Here is a 16,163-nt window from a genome sequence, read left to right on the forward strand (position 1 = left end):
GACATAGAAAATCCGCAAAACCGGACGCGCCCGGTGCCGGTTAACAGAGCCTGCCATCTATGGAGATCTATCATGGCATTTCTCGCCGACGCCCTTTCTCGTGTAAAGCCATCTGCGACCATCGCGGTCAGCCAGAAAGCACGTGAGCTGAAAGCCAAGGGCAAGGACGTGATTGGTCTCGGTGCGGGCGAGCCCGACTTCGACACGCCCACGAATATCAAGCAGGCTGCCATCGACGCGATCAATCGCGGTGAAACGAAGTACACGCCCGTTGCCGGTATTCCTGAACTGCGTCAGGCCATCGTTGCCAAGTTCAAGCGTGAAAACGGCCTCGACTACAAGCCGGAACAGGTCATCGTCGGCACTGGCGGCAAGCAGATATTGTTCAACGCCTTTATGGCGACGCTGAACCCCGGCGATGAAGTCATTGTCCCTGCCCCTTACTGGGTCAGCTATCCTGAAATGGTAGCGATCAACGGCGGCAACCCGGTTTTCATCAACACGAAGATCGAAGACAATTTCAAGCTGACCGCCGCCGATCTGGAAAAGGCCATCACGCCCAAGACCAAGTGGCTGATCTTCAACTCGCCGTCGAACCCGACCGGCGCGGCTTACACGGAAGCGGAACTGAAGGCTTTGACCGACGTTCTGGTTCGTCACCCGCATGTCTGGATTCTGACCGACGACATGTATGAGCATCTGGTCTATGGCGATTTCGTCTTCACGACGCCTGCTCAGGTCGAGCCTTCGCTTTACGACCGCACGCTCACCATGAACGGCGTGTCGAAGGCCTATGCCATGACCGGCTGGCGTATCGGCTATGCGGCAGGACCGCTGCAGCTCATCAAGGCCATGGATATGGTGCAGGGTCAGCAGACTTCGGGTGCCTGCTCCATCGCACAGTGGGCCGCAGTCGAAGCACTCAACGGCACGCAGGATTTCATTCCGGAAAACAAGAAAATCTTCCAGGCCCGTCGCGATCTGGTCGTGTCGATGCTCAATCAGGCCAAAGGCATCAAGTGCCCGACACCGGAAGGTGCGTTCTACGTCTATCCGTCCTGTGCTGACCTCATCGGCAAGAAGACGGAAGCCGGTAAGGTCATCGAAAGCGACGAAGACTTCGTAACCGAACTGCTGGAAGCAGAAGGCGTCGCCGTCGTTCACGGTTCGGCTTTCGGTCTTGGACCAAACTTCCGCATTTCCTATGCAACGTCAGACGCGCTTCTCGAAGAAGCCTGCACGCGCATCCAGCGCTTCTGTGCCAGCCTGCGCTAAACAAAACAAAATAGAATAACGAAGGGGCCGAAAGGCCCCTTTTTCGTTTCTGTATTTCTGACAAAAAGAGGCGGCTTGGCAAAAAGCCAAAAAAAAAGCCAGACAAATGTCTGGCTTTGAGTTTTGAAGGTGCCTTTGAGGCAAACCTCCAGAGGGGAACACTCAGCCTGCGCAAATGGGAGGAGGAAACGCAGCGCTGAGATGATCTTTATATGCCTGTTGCCCATTGTTTTTGCAATGCGACTTTAGCGCAATGCAGCTATGCATTTTACGCATGACTAGATTAAGAAAGAAAATTATTTAAAAACAAAAGCTTACAGCAAATTGAATTACTTCGTAATATTATAATCTGCAAATTAGCCGCCTAAAGCATGAGCATCGGCAAAACAACGATGCCTCCAAATTTGGCAAATCACCCTTTCTGAGTCGCTCAAAGCAGATGTCATGCAACTGTCACGGCTATGCAGCGGGCCTGTCACACAACGCGCCTAAAAGCCCCGGCAAGACGCCGCGCATAACGCGCCTGGCGGATGTGCAGCGCGCGAAAAGTGCTGCGACAATAGATAGACCCGAGAAGGATCGTAGCCGTGCGGATCGTTCAGATTACAGATACCCACCTCAGCCCCATTAAGCCGCACTTCAATCGCAACTGGGAACCGCTCGTTGCCTGGATCGATCAGCAAAAGCCCGATCTCGTCATTCACACCGGTGACCTGACCGTCGATGGCGCAGACGTAGAGGCTGACCTTCTGTTCTGCCGCACCTGCCTGAACGAGCTTCCGGCGCGTGTTCTAAGTCTTCCGGGCAATCACGATATCGGCCATCTTCCCGAGAGCCACCAGCCGGTCAATCCGCAGCGCCTGATGCGCTGGCGTCGTCATATCGGTCCGGACCGCTGGGCGGAAAATTTCGGCAACTGGCGCATCATCGGCCTCAACAGTCTCGTCATCGGCTCCGGTGAAGCCGAAGAAGCGGAACAGTTCCAGTGGCTCGAAGACGAATTGAAGAACAGCGATGGCAAGCCCGTCGCCGTCTTCGCCCACAAGCCGCTCTTCGTGGACGATCCGGATGAAGGCGACAGCGGCTACTGGGGCATTCGCCCTGCCCCGCGCCAACGTCTTTATGATCTCTTCGCTCAGTATAATGTTCAGCTTCATGCCAGCGGCCACCTGCATCGTGCATGGTCGGGCGACGCCTTCGGTACGAATTATGTCTGGGCGCCTGCCGCAGCCTTCATCGTCGGGCCGATGGAACGCGATCTCCCCGGCGAACGTATCCTCGGAGCCGCCATTCACGATCTCGATGAAGTCGCCACAAGCAGCATCGTCCGCATCGATGAGCTGACGCCCTATGTCATCGATGACGTGGTGCATGAAGTCTATCCACACCACGCTGGTGACGGCGAGAAAGTCGCTGAGGAGACAAGCCAGTGAGCACGCTCGTCCTTCGCGACATCGGCAAATCCTACGGGGACAATCGCATTCTCGATGGCATTTCCATCGAAGCAGCAGAAGGCGAATTCATCGCCCTCGTCGGCCCGTCGGGCTGCGGAAAGAGCACATTGCTGCGTATTCTCGCCGGTCTCGACCATGCGGATGAAGGAAGCGTGGAGCTTGCAGGGCGTAACATAACCGGCGCCCACCCTGCGGACAGGAACATTGCCATGGTGTTCCAGTCCTACGCGCTCTATCCCCACCTGACGACGGCGCAGAACATCGCGGTGCCGCTTGCAATGCGTGATCTGACCGCCGTGGAACGCCTGCCAATGATCGGCACTTTCATTCCCGGCCAGCGCAGGAAGCGCGCCGCCATCCAGAAGCAGGTCAGGGCAACAGCAACAAGCCTCAAGATCGACCATCTGCTCGACCGCAAGCCGGGCCAGATGTCCGGCGGCCAGCGCCAGCGCGTGGCCCTTGCCCGCGCGCTCGTCCGCCAGCCCGGTGCATTCCTGATGGATGAACCACTGTCGAACCTCGATGCCAATCTGCGTGTTCACACCCGTGCGGAAATCGTCGAATTGCATCGCCGCGCCGGTGTCCCGACTATCTATGTGACCCACGACCAGGCTGAAGCGCTCAGCATGGCCGACCGCGTTGCAGTGATGATGGGCGGAAAACTGCTGCAGATCGACACGCCAACCGCAATCTATAACGATCCGCGCCATATCGAGGTCGCACAGTTCATCGGCACGCCGCGCATCAATATTCTGGAAGCATTGGTCAGCGATAACGGCATGGTGCATTTTGCCGGTCGCCCCATCCTGCAGGACGTCGCCGCCCATTCCGGCACTAATATCCGCATCGGCATTCGTCCTGAGCATTTTCAGCTCAAGCCGCATGACAAGACAGGCATTGCGGGCACGGTATCGCGGATCGAATTTCTCGGCTCGGAAGTACTGGTCTATCTCAAGGCTCCCGGCGCCTCACAAGATCTCACTGTGAAGCTCACACCCGAACAAGCTCGTGACATTGTCGTCGGCCTGCCGGTGGGCCTGCATTTCGATGCCAGCCACGCCCACCTCTTCGGAGAAGATGGTTTGCGCCTGCGCCAGCCCGCCGGGAACATCGTCAAACCTGCATCGCCGGCAAAGGCTGCCGCTCATGTCTGATTTTACGCTATCCGGCCCTGCGGCCACCAGCGCGCGCACTGCGGCTGATGAAGCCCGCCGCCGCGAAGAACGGCTGGGCTGGAAACTCGCAGCTCCAGCCATCGTTCTGACGGTGCTGCTGATCCTCCTGCCGACAGCCGCCGTCATTTTCTGGAGCCTGACCAATTTCGAGCTTGGCTATGACGGTTTCGAATTCATCGGGCTGGAAAACTATGCCGAACTCTTCAGCGACCGGACGTTTCTGGTCTCGCTGAAGAACACCGCCATCTATACCGCGATCGTGGCACCGGCCTCCGTCTTTCTCGGCCTCGGCGTGGCCCTCCTCATCGAAGGTGAAGTTCGCGGCAAATCCTTCTTCCGCACGGTCTATTTCCTGCCGGTCGCTTCGCTCCTCGTCGCCATGGCAACCGTCTGGCAATATCTGCTGCATCCGACACTCGGCCCCGTCAATGCCATGCTGGGCATGATCGGTATTGCCGGTCCCAATTGGCTTGGTTCCAGTGACACGGTTCTGACCAGCCTTGCGATGATCGGCGTATGGCAGAGCGTCGGCTTCAACATGGTGCTGTTTCTAGCCGGGCTCACCGCCATTCCGCGAGAACTCTATTCCGCAGCCGAAGTGGACGGCGTGAAAAACAGCTGGGAACGCTTCCGGCTGGTCACGTGGCCCCTGCTCGGACCCACCACGCTTTTCGTCACGACGATCAGCATCATCAATGCCGTGAAGGTGTTTGAGACGGTCAAGACGCTGACCGAAGGCGGCCCGAACAAGGCATCGGAAGTCCTGCTCTGGACCATCTATCAGGAAGGCTTCGTCTATCTGCGCGTCGGTTATGCCTCGGCAATGACGGTGATCTTTCTCGCGGTTCTGGTGATCCTGATGATGTTGCAGTTCCGCGTGCTGGACCGCCGCACCCATTACTGAGGAAACCCGGATGACATTGGCTCGTTCTTTCCGTCTTGGCATTCTTTCACTGGGTGCCCTGCTTTTTCTCGCGCCCTATATCTTCATGCTGTCAACGGCAGCAAAGTCGCAGCAGGATATTTTCTCGTCCTCCCTGTCGCTGATCCCGCACAACTGGGCACTCCTGGATAACCTTGCCAAGGCATTCAGCCGTGTGCCGATGGGGCTCTTGCTGTTCAACGGCGTAGTCGTCTGCGCGCTCATTCTGGTCATTCAGGTCGTGGTCGCCATTCCCTGCGCCTATGCCATGGCAAAGCTCAATTTCCGCGGCCAGCGCACTATGATGATGATGGTCATGCTCGGCCTGCTCGTGCCGATCCATGCCACCGCATTGCCCTTCTATGTCGGCTTCAATCAGCTCGGCGTGCTCAACAGCTATTTTGCTCTCAGTGCTCCGTTCTTCATCTCGGTCTTCGGCATATTCCTGTTTCTGCAGTTCTTCCGCGCCATGCCGGATGATCTCATCAGCGCCGCGCGTCTCGACGGCATGTCAGAGGCAGGCATCGTCATGCGGGTGATCGTACCCAATGCCTGGCCCGCCATCACCGCCTTCTCGATCTTCTCGGTAGTTGCGCACTGGAACGATCTGTTTTGGCCGCTGATCGTCATCAACGGCATGGAGCGCGCCACGCCACCATTGGGTCTCCTCTATTTTCGCGCTGCGGAAGCAGGTGACGATTATGGGGCCTTGATGGCGGCAACCCTCATCATCACGCTGCCGCTGCTGCTTGCGTTTCTTGCCGCCCAGCGCCGCTTCATCGAAGGCATCACCCTCACCGGCCTCAAGGGCTGAATTCTTCCCTCCCATCCTCCACAGGAGTTCAAACATGAAACGCTTTTCCGGTGCACTCGCCGCTCTGGCTATGGCAACAGGCCTCGGCTCGCCCGCCTTTGCCGAAACGACGCTGAATGTGCACTATCCGATGCCAGGCTTTTTCAAGGATGTCATGGCTGACATCTCTGGAAAGTTCATGGCAGAAAATCCGGACATCAAGATCAACTTCGTCAGCCCCTCGGCAACCTACGAAGAAGGCATCCAGACGATCATGCGTCAGGCCGGAACGTCGGAAATGCCGGACATCACCTTCACTGGTTTGAACCGCCTGCGCGTATTGGCCGAGCGCAACATCGGCGTCGACATGAAGCCGCTGGTCGAAAAAGAAACCGACATGGAAGCACAGGGCTTCACTGATCACCTGCTGAGCCTCGCCCGCGTTGGCGACCGTCAGGTTGGTCTTGCTTTCGCGACCTCCAACCCGATCATGTATTACAATGCCGATCTGGTTAAGGCTGCAGGCGGCAATCCCGACACGCCTCCAACCACCTGGGATGAAGTGATCGAGCTCGGCGGCAAGATCAAGGCACTCGGCAACGGCAATGAAGGCATTGATTTCCGCTGGCAGGGCGACGACTGGATGTTCTCGGCGCTTCTGTTCGGCGCAGGCGGTACCATGCTGACCGAAGACGAGAAGAAGGTCGCCTTCGACGGACCGGAAGGGCTCGAAGCCTTCAAGCTGGTCGACCGCATGGTGAAGGAAGGCGGCATGCCGGTTCTGACCAAGGCAGCGGGTGAGCAGGCTTTCGCGGCTGGCAAAGTCGGCTTCTCGTTCCAGACGACTGGCGCGCTGCGCAACACGATCAAGAATGTCGGCGACAAGTTCGATCTTCGTACCGCGAAAATTCCTCTTATCAATGCTGAAAAGGGTCGCCTGCCAACCGGCGGCAATGCCGTTGTTATCCTGACAGAAGATCAGGCCAAGCAGGATGCGGCATGGAAATTCGCCAAGTTCGCTGCCGGCCCTTACGGCGCTTCCGTTGTCGTTCCCGGCACCGGCTATGTGCCGAACAACGAACTGGCTGCAAAGTCCGACGAATATCTCGGCAAATTCTACGCGGAAAATCCGCTGTTCAAAGCCGGTCTCAGCCAGATGTCACTGATGATCCCGTGGTATGCCTTCCCGGGTTCGAATGGCGTGAAGGTGACGCAAACCATCGTGGACAATCTTTCGCGCGTCGTTGAGCAATCCGCCACGCCGGAAGACGCCCTTGCCGATGCATCCAAGGAAGTGCAGCGCCTGCTGCCACGCAAATAACCAGCCATCGCCATAAGCAAAAAGGCCGCGCTGGCGATCAGCGCGGCCTTTTTATGAACAGTAAGATACGATCAATAGGTCCAGTTGCGGGCCTTCGAGAACAGGAAGTCGCGGAAAGCGTGCAGTTTCGCGGAGTTCTTCAAGGCTTCTGGATAGCAGAAGAACGTATCGAAGGACGGTATTTCTTCCAGTTCCGGCAGAAGCTGCACCAGCCCGGATTCCTTGTCGGCCATATAATCGGGCAGAACGGCGATGCCGACGCCACGCTGCACAGCGCGACGGATCGACAGCAGATTGTTCACCTGCAACGCGGGAATGCGCGTGCTACCATCGGCACGCCCGGCAATCTCCAGCCAGTTTAGGCCTGTCAGATAGCTTGGCGCCGGTTCACCGAAAGTCACGACACGATGCTGATCGATCTCATCGATCGAATTCAGCTTGCCATATTTCGAAACATAACCAGCCGACGCATAGACATGCATATGCACTGTGAACAGCCGGCGCTGGATCAAATCTGGCTGCTGCGGTTGCCGCAACCGGATGGCACAATCCGCATGACGCATCGTCAGGTCCAGTTCCTCATTGTCGAGGATCAACTGGAGCTGGATATCGGGATAAAGCTCGACAAATTCCTGAATCCGCTCGATCAGCCAGCCGGAGCCAAGACCAACAGTCGTCGTCACGCGGAGACGGCCTGTCGGCTTTTCCTTGCTCTCAGCAAGCTTCGAGCGAACGTTTTCAAGTTTCATCAGCACGTCGTGCGCCGTGCGATAAAGCGTTTCGCCCTGCTCCGTCAAAATGAGCCCGCGGGCATGACGATGAAACAGCGGGACGCCGACATCCTGCTCCAGCGCGCTCACCTGACGCGAGATAGCCGATTGCGACAGATGCAATGTCTGGGCTGCGTGGGTGAACGACCCAGCCTCAGCCGCAGCATGAAAAATGCGCAGTTTATCCCAGTCGAGCGGAGCGACCACGATTATCCCCTCTCATTGTTTTCACCGCATTCACCTTACGCAAAACCGCCTCACACTTTTGGCTTGGAAATGCTTTACTCCGCAGCTTCGTGCAGCGGTTCCTGTGCGGCAAGCCAGCGCTCGGCTTCCAGAGCAGCCATGCAACCCAAACCGGCGGCAGTCACAGCCTGCCGATAAATATCGTCCGTGACGTCGCCCGCAGCAAAAATGCCCGGAACGTCGGTAGCCGTCGAATCGGGTGCAGTCCACAGATAGCCGTTCGGCTTCTGCTTGAGCTTGCCCTCGAACAAAGAAACCGCAGGTGCGTGGCCGATAGCGACAAAAACACCGTGCGTGTCGAGTTCCTGCGTCTCGCCCGTCACGACATTCTTGAGGCGTACGCCGGTCACAGTTGCGCCCATCGGCGGCTTTGCCTCGGTGCCAAGGATTTCATCGATCACGCTGTTCCAGACCACCGAGACGTTCTGGCGCGAAAGCAGACGATCCTGCATGATCTTCTCTGCACGGAAGCCATCGCGGCGATGCACGACCGTCACGCTCTTGGCGATATGGGAAAGATAAAGCGCTTCCTCAACAGCGGTATTGCCACCGCCGACAACGACCACATCCTTGCCGCGATAGAAGAAACCGTCACAGGTCGCGCAAGCAGAAACGCCACCGCCCATGAAGGTCTGCTCGCTGTCGAGGCCAAGCCACTTGGCCTGTGCACCCGTGGCGATAATCAGGGCATCGCAGGTATAGATCGTGCCGGAATCACCCTTCAGGCGGAAAGGACGCACCGTGGTTTCAACCTCGGTAATAATATCATGGACGATTTCGGAGCCGACATTTTCCGCTTGCTTTGCCATCTGTTCCATCATCCATGGCCCCTGCACCGGATCGGCGTAGCCCGGATAATTTTCCACATCGGTGGTGATCATCAGCTGACCACCCTGCTGGAGACCGGCAATGATGAGTGGTTTCAGCATGGCGCGAGCAGCATAAATCGCAGCGGTATAACCAGCAGGACCTGAGCCGATGACTATGACTGGCGCGTGACGCTGTGACATGAAGTTCTCTCCGGTCCCGGAACGTCTTGATCTGATTGATCCAGATCAGCGCTCCACATGTTTGTTTTCACATGTACCTTGTCCAAAATGTTCCACACTTTGGGGGTACTCTAAAATCGATTTAAAGCGGCGGGTTCCGGCTCACCAGAATCGCTTTCGCGCCTGTTTGGCCAATGCCCCGACATTATGGCCAAGGTAGGTCTGCCCCTCAATGTTTGCAAGGTTCCACAGGGATTTGCTGTGCTTTAGCCACAGCTTGTGACCTTTAAGCAAAGCCTTTGACAGCCAGCGCATTGCGGGTGGATCGATCTCACGCTAAACAATGGAAAATTTGCCTAACCTCGGAGCCGTCCGCCATTTATAAGACAGTCGCCAATATCTGTGCGCGTTTCGGCCTCCTCATGGCGGTAGCCATGCTTCTGCCTGCAGCAATCGACCTGCGCGACGGAAGTGACGACTGGCTGATCTTCGTGCGTTCAGCTGCGGCAACCGGCGCGCTCTCCGCCCTGATTCTGCTGGCCACCCAGAACCAGACGATGCGCTTCACCCCGCGCCTTGGCTTTCTGCTGACGGCGTGCCTCTGGCTGACAGCGAGTTTTCTGGGTTCGATACCGCTTTATTTCTCGCATTTGCCGATCAGCTATGCGACGGCCTTCTTCGAGGCCATGTCGGGCGTCACGTCAACCGGCGCGACCGCGCTGACCGGGCTCGACAACATGCAGCGCGGCATTCTCCTGTGGCGCTCGCTTCTCTGCTGGATCGGGGGTATCGGCTTCATCGGTTTGGCTCTGTTGATGCTGCCGTCCCTGCGGGCGGGCGGGTTGGCGCTCTTCCATATGGAGAATTCCGACAAGTCGGAAAAAATTCTCCCGCGCATGAACCAGATCGCGCTCGGCATCGTGCTGGCCTATCTCAGCCTGACCGCCGCCTGCATCATTGCTTATTTTGCCGTCGGCATGAGCATGTTCGACGCCATCAACCACGGCTTCACGACGATTGCGACAGCAGGCTTTTCCACTCACGACAGCTCCATCGGCTTTTATCAGGGAAACCGCCCGCTCCTGGTCGTGTCCACGATCTTCATGGCCCTCTCGGCCCTGCCCTTCGTGCTCTATATCAAGGCCTTCATGCCACGCCGCATGGAATCGCTTGTCGACCCGCAGGTGAAACTGTTCTTCACGATCGCAATCAGCTTCAGCTTTGCACTCGCGGTGGTTCTGCGACTTGGGTCCGATGTGCCTTTCGGCGACGCGCTGATCTCGGCTTCGTTTCATTTTGTCTCGGTCATGACGACAACAGGATATGCCACGGAAGACTATTTCCTGTGGGGACCACCCGCGATTGGAATTTTCTTTCTCGCTTCATTTCTGGGTGGCTGCGCCGGGTCTACATCAGGCGGCATCAAGATGAACCGCCTCATCATCCTTTGGAGCTTGACGCGCGCCAATCTTGCCCGGCTCATCATGCCACATGCTGTCATCAAGATCCGCTACGGCAGCTCGGAAGTTTCCGGCGAAATCGCACAGAACGTGCTTCTCTATCTGTTCCTCTACTGCGCCTCGCTGATTATAGGCGCGGTGCTGCTTGCTTCACTGGGCCTCGACTTCGTGTCGGCCTTCACTGGCGCGCTGACTGCCCTCTCCAATATCGGCCCCGGCTTTGGCGACACCATTGGCCCCGTCGGCAACTTTTCCACCATTCACGACCCGGCATTGTGGGTCCTTTCCTTCCTGATGCTGGCAGGGCGTCTGGAGCTCGTTACCGTGTATATCCTGTTCACTCGCACTTTTTGGGTGCGTTGACAGAACGTTAGGCAGTTTACATCCGCCCGTTTCATTTGATATGAGCAGGATTAGATTGCGCCACGATGGCGACGAATGTTCTATAATTACCCCGGAATGAAATTTCCTTGCGCGCGGAGTTACGCATGCCGATCAAGGCCGATCTGGATGAAATCGATTGGAAAATCCTTCGGGAGCTCCAGAATAACGGGCGCATCACCAATGTCGAGCTGGCCGAACGCGTCGGTATTTCGGCTCCGCCCTGCCTGCGCCGTGTGCGCAAGCTGGAAGAAAGCGGCGTTATCCGGGGCTATCGGGCCATTCTGAATGGCAATTCCCTTGGACAGGATTTGGTCGCTTTCTGTTCGGTTGGCCTCCATCGCCAGGCAGATGCCGACCTCAAGGCTTTTGCCGAGAAATCCAAGCAGTGGCCTCTGGTACGCCGCGCCTGGATGGTTTCGGGCGAGTCCGATTTCCTGCTCCATTGCGTCGCGCGCGATCTCAACACGTTCCAGACCTTCGTGATCGAGGAACTGACCGCCGCTCCCAATGTGGATTCCGTGCGCACCGCACTGACCATTCGTCCGGTCAAGGACGAACCGCTGATGATTCTCTGATATTTCGACGGTTTGCGCCGGGAATTATACCAGGTCTGGATGAGCTTGCCTTATCAAGACCTGGTTAAGCCCGTGCGGCAATTGAGCCTTTTCAGGGCGTGATGCGTCAGCATCGCAGCGCCCTGTCATTACTTGTTACTTCCCGGCGAATACGCGCTCGTAGACAGCGCTGATGGCAGCTGCTTCCTTTTCGAGCGGGAAAGTCGCGCGAACATGCCTGAGAGCATTCTCGCCATCGCGTTCCGCCAGAGCCGGATCTGCCAGATAAGGTTCGATAGCCTTGCGCAGGGCATCTCCGTCACCGGCCGCAACCGATGTTCCGGTGCCTTCCACGATCATTTCCGCATAGGCACCCGCATCGCTGGCAACGACTGCCGTTTGCGAGGCCATGGCTTCAAGCGGTGTCAGCCCGAAACCTTCATTGCGCGAAGGCGCAACATAAAGCGTCAGGCGGCGATACCAGACGCGGATATCCGGCACTTCCCCCAGAATGAGGATACGGTCCTGCAAACCGGCAGCGGCGATCTTCGCCTTCAGCGCATCCTCGAAAGACTGGTGTTCTGCAGTCGTGCGTCCGGTGATGATGGCCGTCCAGTCCGGATATTGCGGCAACAGCGCAATCATCGCATCGACGAAAAGGTCTGTTCCCTTGGAGGAACGCACGCGACCGAAGCAACCGACAGCATATTTTCCGGGCAGGCCCGACGCCGCGAAACTGTCCTCATCGCCGACAGGCGGATGGAAACGCTGCAGATCCACCCCATGCATGATGACCTGATGCGGGACTTCGAGAAAGCTTCCCGAGCGACCACTCGTTGCAATCACCGCATTCATGCGGCGGATGAGCCATTTGGTAAACGGCTTGTGGTCTCGCTGTGCAGCTGAGGTAAAGATCAGCCTCAGTTTCATGCGCAGCACATCGCGCATGAAAATACCGGCGAGCATTTCAATATTGCGCCGCGCATGCCAGATGCGGAACGGTTTCGTCGCTGGCTTTGACCAGAAGGACCAAAGAGCGCTCCATCCCAGATGCGGAAGCGTATCCGGCAGGCCCGGCCCCATCGTCGCAATGTTCAACCCCTTTGCGCGCTGCAAGGGGATCAGCTGAACGATTGTCGATGTGACACCGGAGAGGCGGCGCTTGAAATTCGGCGCCACCACCTCAACGTCCTGAACCCGAACCGGTCCGGAATCTGGCTTATGCACGGACACGGAAATCAGACGAACTTCAAACCGACGATTTCGTAGGAACGCGAACCGCCCGGTGCGTTGACTTCAATCGTATCGCCTTCGCCCTTGCCGATCAGCGCACGCGCAATCGGCGATGAAATGGAGATGCGGCCTTCCTTCACATCGGCTTCCTGATCGCCGACGATCTGGTAGACTTTCTCTTCTTCCGTATCCTCGTCGATCATGGTGACGGTGGCACCAAACTTGATGCGGTCACCCGACAGCTTCGAGACATCGATAATCTCGGCCCGCGCGACCAGATCTTCCAGTTCGTTGATACGACCTTCATTCAGGCTCTGGGCTTCTTTCGCAGCATGATATTCGGCATTTTCCGACAGATCGCCATGCGCACGTGCTTCGGCGATCGCCTCAATAATCCGAGGGCGCTCCGATTGCTGACGCCAGCGCAGCTCTTCCTTGAGCTTTTCGAAACCGCCAGGGGTCATAGGGAACTTTTCCATACCCAGTCCTTTCCTTCGTCCGGTACTCACCTCTCCCCGAGGTCCTGTACGCACCGGCATCTTGATTTGCCCGCCTCACCTCGCGCAATGCTTGGATAGTGCGAGGCGCTTTTCGAAGGCCAACCAGCCTCCGACACACAAAAAGAAAACGGTCACCGAAACATCCGCCTCGGAACCGTTCGAATAGCCGTTCACAGAACTATAGCATTTCCATCAACCATTTCACGCGGAAAAATATGTCTCTGTCAACTGTGCCCTTAAGCGGCACCTATTGCGCGTTAACCGGCCAGCTCGCGGGCCACTTCTCCGGGCCTCCGGCATAATTGCCATCGCAATCGCCTTTTGAACGTTCCTGCACCAGAACGAAACGCACCCGGCCCTCGCCGCTGTCAGTAGCTTTCCAGACATCGTAAATGCCGCAATCTCCAAGCCCTCTCCCCTTGAAGAAGGCCGTCAGCGTCAAGGTTTTCTGGGCCCAGTCGATGTTCCATGCCGTGTCGGTCACAGTCGGGCCATCGTCGGAAATGGTCGGTAGCGAGATCGGCACAGTCTTGTTTTCGTAGCGGCTGTAGAAGGCATAAGGCTGATTGTAGGCGCCCGGCGATCCGCATGGCAGGCCAATAAGATCGAGGCCATCGGCAATCTTCGTCTCGAAACCGCCTGCATTGCGGAACGTGCCGGGGCTTGCCCCGCCACAGACCGCCGCCTCGTCGGAAAAATCCTTGCGGATGTCAGCCGGTATCTGCTCGACCGTTTCGATCAGCTTGAGCTGTGGCGGAACAGGCGCCGGTTTGCTGCCCTTGACCTGCAATGCCTCGACAGTTCCGTCGCGCGATTGCTGTTCGTCCACATAGATCAGCCCGCCGACAAGGCCGGAAAGCGAATAGGTCGAGGTCTTTCCGGCAAATTTCAGCTGCAGTTTCTGACCGTTCTTCATCCCGTCGAGCGCCTTGACCACATCGCCCGTATAATCCAGCTGATCGTCCTGCGCCTTCAAAGCCGAGACATCGACATCGAGCAGTGTTTGACCGTCGATGGAAATCTCCAACTTGCCAGTTTTCTGCGATGGATCGACATAGGAAAGCCGGAGTAGCGGCTTCGAGCCTGACTGGCTGCTGCGAAAGATGCCAAGCCCCGGCGCGCCATCGCTTGCGACCGGCGTAAGAGTCAAAGTGCAGTTTTGCGCGAAATCGCACAGAACCAGCGTGTCGCGAACCTTCTTGAAAGCAGCCTGCGATTCCCCACCCGCCAGAAACAGCAGCGTTGTGGCAATCAATGCCACAACAGCGGGTTGACGTTTCAAAGAGAGCATAAAACACTCCGTCAGTAAGAAATCGCTCTAATTATAATCAGACTATGCATGAATGTCGCAGAATCGGAAGTTCCCTTGCCGCCTGCCCATAATATTGCCTATAGCATGACGACCGGGAAAGGCTGAAAAGCGTCCGGTTTCTCTTTCTGCAATGACATATCCCGAACCGAGGTAATGATGACGCGCGTACAGGCCAATATGCTGCTGCTTCTGGCAGGCGTCATCTGGGGCATGGGTTTCGTCGCCCAATCGACGGCAATGGCCAGTATCGGCCCGTTTCTGTTCATCGGTATCCGCTCGGCAATCGCCGCCCTTACTGTCCTGCCATGGGCCGTAGCCGAGGGCCGTCGGGCGAAGACCAGCCTGAGCCGCTCGAACTATCTCTTCTTCATGTTCATCGGACTGAGCCTGTTTACCGGGCTTGTTCTCCAGCAGATCGGGCTCATCACCACATCCGTCACCAATGCCGGTTTTCTGACCGGGCTCTATGTCGTCATGGTGCCAGTGCTTGGCGTCGTCCTGTTTCGCACTTGGCCGCATCCCGTCGTCTGGCCGAGTGCGGCGGCATGTCTGGCAGGCATATTCCTGCTTTCCGGCGGAACGTTGACTGCGCTCAAGCAAGGTGACTGGCTGGTCATTTGCGGCGCGGTCTTCTGGGCCTTGCAGGTGGTCCTGATCAGCAGGGCAAACCGTGCAGGACGGCCGATAACACTGAGCTGCATCCAGTTCGCAACCAGCGCCTTCGCAGGCCTTGCTATCGCCTCCATGATCGAAGACTTCAACTGGACGGCCATCGCACTCACCTGGAAGGAAATTCTTTTCACCGGCGTCTTCTCGTCCGGCATTGCCTTCACCTTGCAGGCCATAGGACAGCGCTATACGACTTCCGCACAGGCCGCGATCTTCCTGTCGTCGGAAGCGCTTTTTGCGGCCCTGTTCGGTGCGCTCTTTCTCGGCGAGCGGGTGACCTTCATCGGCTTTATCGGCTGCGGACTGATCTTCGCCGCCATGATGGCGGTGGAACTCATTCCCATGTTCTGGAAACGCAAGTCGGCTCTTGTTCCTGAACCTGCCGAGTAAAGTGCGTCAGAGCCTGAACCAAAATGGTGATTTTCGAGTACCGGAGCGGAGTGTACTTTTGGGTACATGAGCACCGGCACGCAGATAATTGCCATTTGCAGCCACACAGGTCGACTTTTGGAACAGGCTCTACCCCTTGAAGATAAGAGCTGCCCCACCTGCTATGAACGCAAAGCCCAGCAGATGGTGCCAGGTAAAGGCTTCCTTGAGATAGAACACCGAGAACAGGCTGAAGATCACCAGCGTGATGACTTCCTGAATGGTCTTCAGCTGCGCCGCCGAATAGACCTCGTGCCCGATGCGGTTGGCCGGAACCGCGAGGCAGTATTCGATCAGAGCGATGCCCCAGCTGATGAAAATGACGGTGACGAGTGGCGTGCTGGTGAATTTCAGATGCCCGTACCAGGCGAATGTCATGAAAACGTTCGAGCCGATGAGAAGCAGGATCGGCAGGACGCTCGGCGAAATCAGTGCTGACATGGAAATGACTTCAGGGACCGGGAGGATGTTGTCGGCGGCATGGCCCGAAACCGCTGCATGGTGATAGAACAAAGGCGGCATTTTGCCAATCCTGCGCGCTGGAGCGCGTTTCACTCCGGCCGGTTTATGCTCTGGCCGCTGCCCTGATTACGCCACAGCACTTAACGCGAGCGCTGACTCTTCCTTTACGCTTCCAAGCTAATATTCGTGGAACGCCATCGGTCTGGTCTCCTGAA

Annotated in this window: 15 protein-coding genes and 1 pseudogene; 10 read left to right on the plus strand and 6 right to left on the minus strand. The window is 57.2% G+C overall.

Annotation, left to right across the window (positions count from 1 at the left end):
• Positions 1 to 72: 72 nt before the first annotated feature.
• The 7 genes and pseudogenes from ABDF71_RS10840 (at position 73) to ABDF71_RS10870 (ending at position 6,940) form a co-directional block, all read left to right on the plus strand.
• Positions 73 to 1,275 (plus strand): pyridoxal phosphate-dependent aminotransferase, encoded by a 1,203-nt coding sequence (locus tag ABDF71_RS10840; RefSeq protein ID WP_010659659.1) that lies wholly within the window; start codon positions 73 to 75, stop codon positions 1,273 to 1,275.
• Between the two features lie 15 nt (positions 1,276 to 1,290).
• Positions 1,291 to 1,480, plus strand: a pseudogene (locus ABDF71_RS10845) (hypothetical protein).
• A 382-nt stretch (positions 1,481 to 1,862) separates the two neighbouring features.
• Entirely contained in the window at positions 1,863 to 2,708 is an 846-nt protein-coding gene (locus tag ABDF71_RS10850; RefSeq protein WP_151663643.1) for a metallophosphoesterase family protein, read from the plus strand.
• Positions 2,705 to 3,883, plus strand: a complete 1,179-nt coding sequence (locus tag ABDF71_RS10855) for an ABC transporter ATP-binding protein (RefSeq protein WP_029929110.1) — start codon at positions 2,705 to 2,707, stop codon at positions 3,881 to 3,883. The genes ABDF71_RS10850 and ABDF71_RS10855 overlap by 4 nt, the downstream gene beginning before the upstream one ends.
• Positions 3,876 to 4,808 carry a carbohydrate ABC transporter permease gene (locus tag ABDF71_RS10860; protein WP_151615336.1) on the plus strand — a complete coding sequence of 311 codons (933 nt, stop codon included), beginning with the start codon at positions 3,876 to 3,878 and terminating at the stop codon, positions 4,806 to 4,808. Before ABDF71_RS10855 ends, ABDF71_RS10860 begins: the two co-directional genes overlap by 8 nt.
• Positions 4,809 to 4,818: 10 nt before the next feature.
• The gene (locus ABDF71_RS10865; protein ID WP_010659654.1) at positions 4,819 to 5,640 is read left to right on the plus strand and encodes a carbohydrate ABC transporter permease; all 822 of its coding nucleotides are present in this window, start codon (positions 4,819 to 4,821) and stop codon (positions 5,638 to 5,640) included.
• Positions 5,641 to 5,674: 34 nt separating this feature from the next.
• On the plus strand, positions 5,675 to 6,940 hold the full coding sequence (locus ABDF71_RS10870; protein WP_010659653.1) for an ABC transporter substrate-binding protein: 1,266 nt from the start codon (positions 5,675 to 5,677) through the stop codon (positions 6,938 to 6,940).
• A 71-nt stretch (positions 6,941 to 7,011) separates the two neighbouring features.
• Here the strand turns inward: ABDF71_RS10870 and ABDF71_RS10875 are convergent, their stop codons facing one another.
• Both ABDF71_RS10875 and trxB read right to left on the minus strand, forming a co-directional pair.
• Positions 7,012 to 7,917 carry a LysR family transcriptional regulator gene (locus ABDF71_RS10875; RefSeq protein WP_010659652.1) on the minus strand — a complete coding sequence of 302 codons (906 nt, stop codon included), beginning with the start codon at positions 7,915 to 7,917 and terminating at the stop codon, positions 7,012 to 7,014.
• Between the two features lie 74 nt (positions 7,918 to 7,991).
• Complete coding sequence (trxB, locus tag ABDF71_RS10880; RefSeq protein WP_010659651.1) at positions 7,992 to 8,966, minus strand: thioredoxin-disulfide reductase; 975 nt, start codon at positions 8,964 to 8,966, stop codon at positions 7,992 to 7,994.
• Positions 8,967 to 9,367: 401 nt separating this feature from the next.
• On the opposite strand from trxB, the gene ABDF71_RS10885 reads away from it, so the two are divergent.
• Together ABDF71_RS10885 and ABDF71_RS10890 are read left to right on the plus strand one after the other, a co-directional pair.
• Entirely contained in the window at positions 9,368 to 10,768 is a 1,401-nt protein-coding gene (locus ABDF71_RS10885) for a TrkH family potassium uptake protein (RefSeq protein ID WP_029376059.1), read from the plus strand.
• 125 nt (positions 10,769 to 10,893) lie between these two features.
• On the plus strand, positions 10,894 to 11,364 hold the full coding sequence (locus ABDF71_RS10890) for an Lrp/AsnC family transcriptional regulator (protein WP_010659649.1): 471 nt from the start codon (positions 10,894 to 10,896) through the stop codon (positions 11,362 to 11,364).
• A 135-nt stretch (positions 11,365 to 11,499) separates the two neighbouring features.
• Here the strand turns inward: ABDF71_RS10890 and ABDF71_RS10895 are convergent, their stop codons facing one another.
• The 3 genes from ABDF71_RS10895 to ABDF71_RS10905 form a co-directional block, all read right to left on the minus strand.
• Positions 11,500 to 12,570, minus strand: a complete 1,071-nt coding sequence (locus tag ABDF71_RS10895) for a glycosyltransferase family 4 protein (protein WP_029929114.1) — start codon at positions 12,568 to 12,570, stop codon at positions 11,500 to 11,502.
• Between the two features lie 11 nt (positions 12,571 to 12,581).
• Entirely contained in the window at positions 12,582 to 13,055 is a 474-nt protein-coding gene (gene greA / locus ABDF71_RS10900; RefSeq protein ID WP_010659647.1) for a transcription elongation factor GreA, read from the minus strand.
• A 268-nt stretch (positions 13,056 to 13,323) separates the two neighbouring features.
• Positions 13,324 to 14,367, minus strand: a complete 1,044-nt coding sequence (locus tag ABDF71_RS10905) for a DUF1176 domain-containing protein (RefSeq protein WP_151615338.1) — start codon at positions 14,365 to 14,367, stop codon at positions 13,324 to 13,326.
• Positions 14,368 to 14,544: 177 nt separating this feature from the next.
• On the opposite strand from ABDF71_RS10905, the gene ABDF71_RS10910 reads away from it, so the two are divergent.
• Positions 14,545 to 15,447: a DMT family transporter gene (locus ABDF71_RS10910; RefSeq protein ID WP_151615506.1), complete on the plus strand. Its 903-nt coding sequence runs from the start codon at positions 14,545 to 14,547 to the stop codon at positions 15,445 to 15,447.
• 129 nt (positions 15,448 to 15,576) lie between these two features.
• Here ABDF71_RS10910 and ABDF71_RS10915 read toward each other — a convergent pair whose 3' ends face one another.
• Entirely contained in the window at positions 15,577 to 15,927 is a 351-nt protein-coding gene (locus ABDF71_RS10915; RefSeq protein ID WP_010659644.1) for a DMT family protein, read from the minus strand.
• Positions 15,928 to 16,163 lie beyond the last annotated feature (236 nt).

Origin of the sequence: Ochrobactrum sp. WV_118_8 (assembly GCF_039631535.1) — a bacterium.
In the GTDB taxonomy this organism is placed as follows: domain Bacteria; phylum Pseudomonadota; class Alphaproteobacteria; order Rhizobiales; family Rhizobiaceae; genus Brucella; species Brucella anthropi.

Bases quoted from the DNA above. Each gene is read 5' to 3' on its own strand.
- ABDF71_RS10860 (WP_151615336.1), top strand. From the start codon at position 3,876: ATGTCTGATTTTACGCTATCCGGCCCTGCGGCCACCAGCGCGCGCACT.
- trxB (WP_010659651.1), bottom strand. From the start codon at position 8,966: ATGTCACAGCGTCACGCGCCAGTCATAGTCATCGGCTCAGGTCCTGCT.
- ABDF71_RS10910 (WP_151615506.1), top strand. From the start codon at position 14,545: ATGACGCGCGTACAGGCCAATATGCTGCTGCTTCTGGCAGGCGTCATC.
- ABDF71_RS10905 (WP_151615338.1), bottom strand. From the start codon at position 14,367: ATGCTCTCTTTGAAACGTCAACCCGCTGTTGTGGCATTGATTGCCACA.
- ABDF71_RS10890 (WP_010659649.1), top strand. From the start codon at position 10,894: ATGCCGATCAAGGCCGATCTGGATGAAATCGATTGGAAAATCCTTCGG.
- ABDF71_RS10915 (WP_010659644.1), bottom strand. From the start codon at position 15,927: ATGTCAGCACTGATTTCGCCGAGCGTCCTGCCGATCCTGCTTCTCATC.
- ABDF71_RS10840 (WP_010659659.1), top strand. From the start codon at position 73: ATGGCATTTCTCGCCGACGCCCTTTCTCGTGTAAAGCCATCTGCGACC.
- ABDF71_RS10870 (WP_010659653.1), top strand. From the start codon at position 5,675: ATGAAACGCTTTTCCGGTGCACTCGCCGCTCTGGCTATGGCAACAGGC.
- greA (WP_010659647.1), bottom strand. From the start codon at position 13,055: ATGGAAAAGTTCCCTATGACCCCTGGCGGTTTCGAAAAGCTCAAGGAA.
- ABDF71_RS10865 (WP_010659654.1), top strand. From the start codon at position 4,819: ATGACATTGGCTCGTTCTTTCCGTCTTGGCATTCTTTCACTGGGTGCC.
- ABDF71_RS10885 (WP_029376059.1), top strand. From the start codon at position 9,368: ATGGCGGTAGCCATGCTTCTGCCTGCAGCAATCGACCTGCGCGACGGA.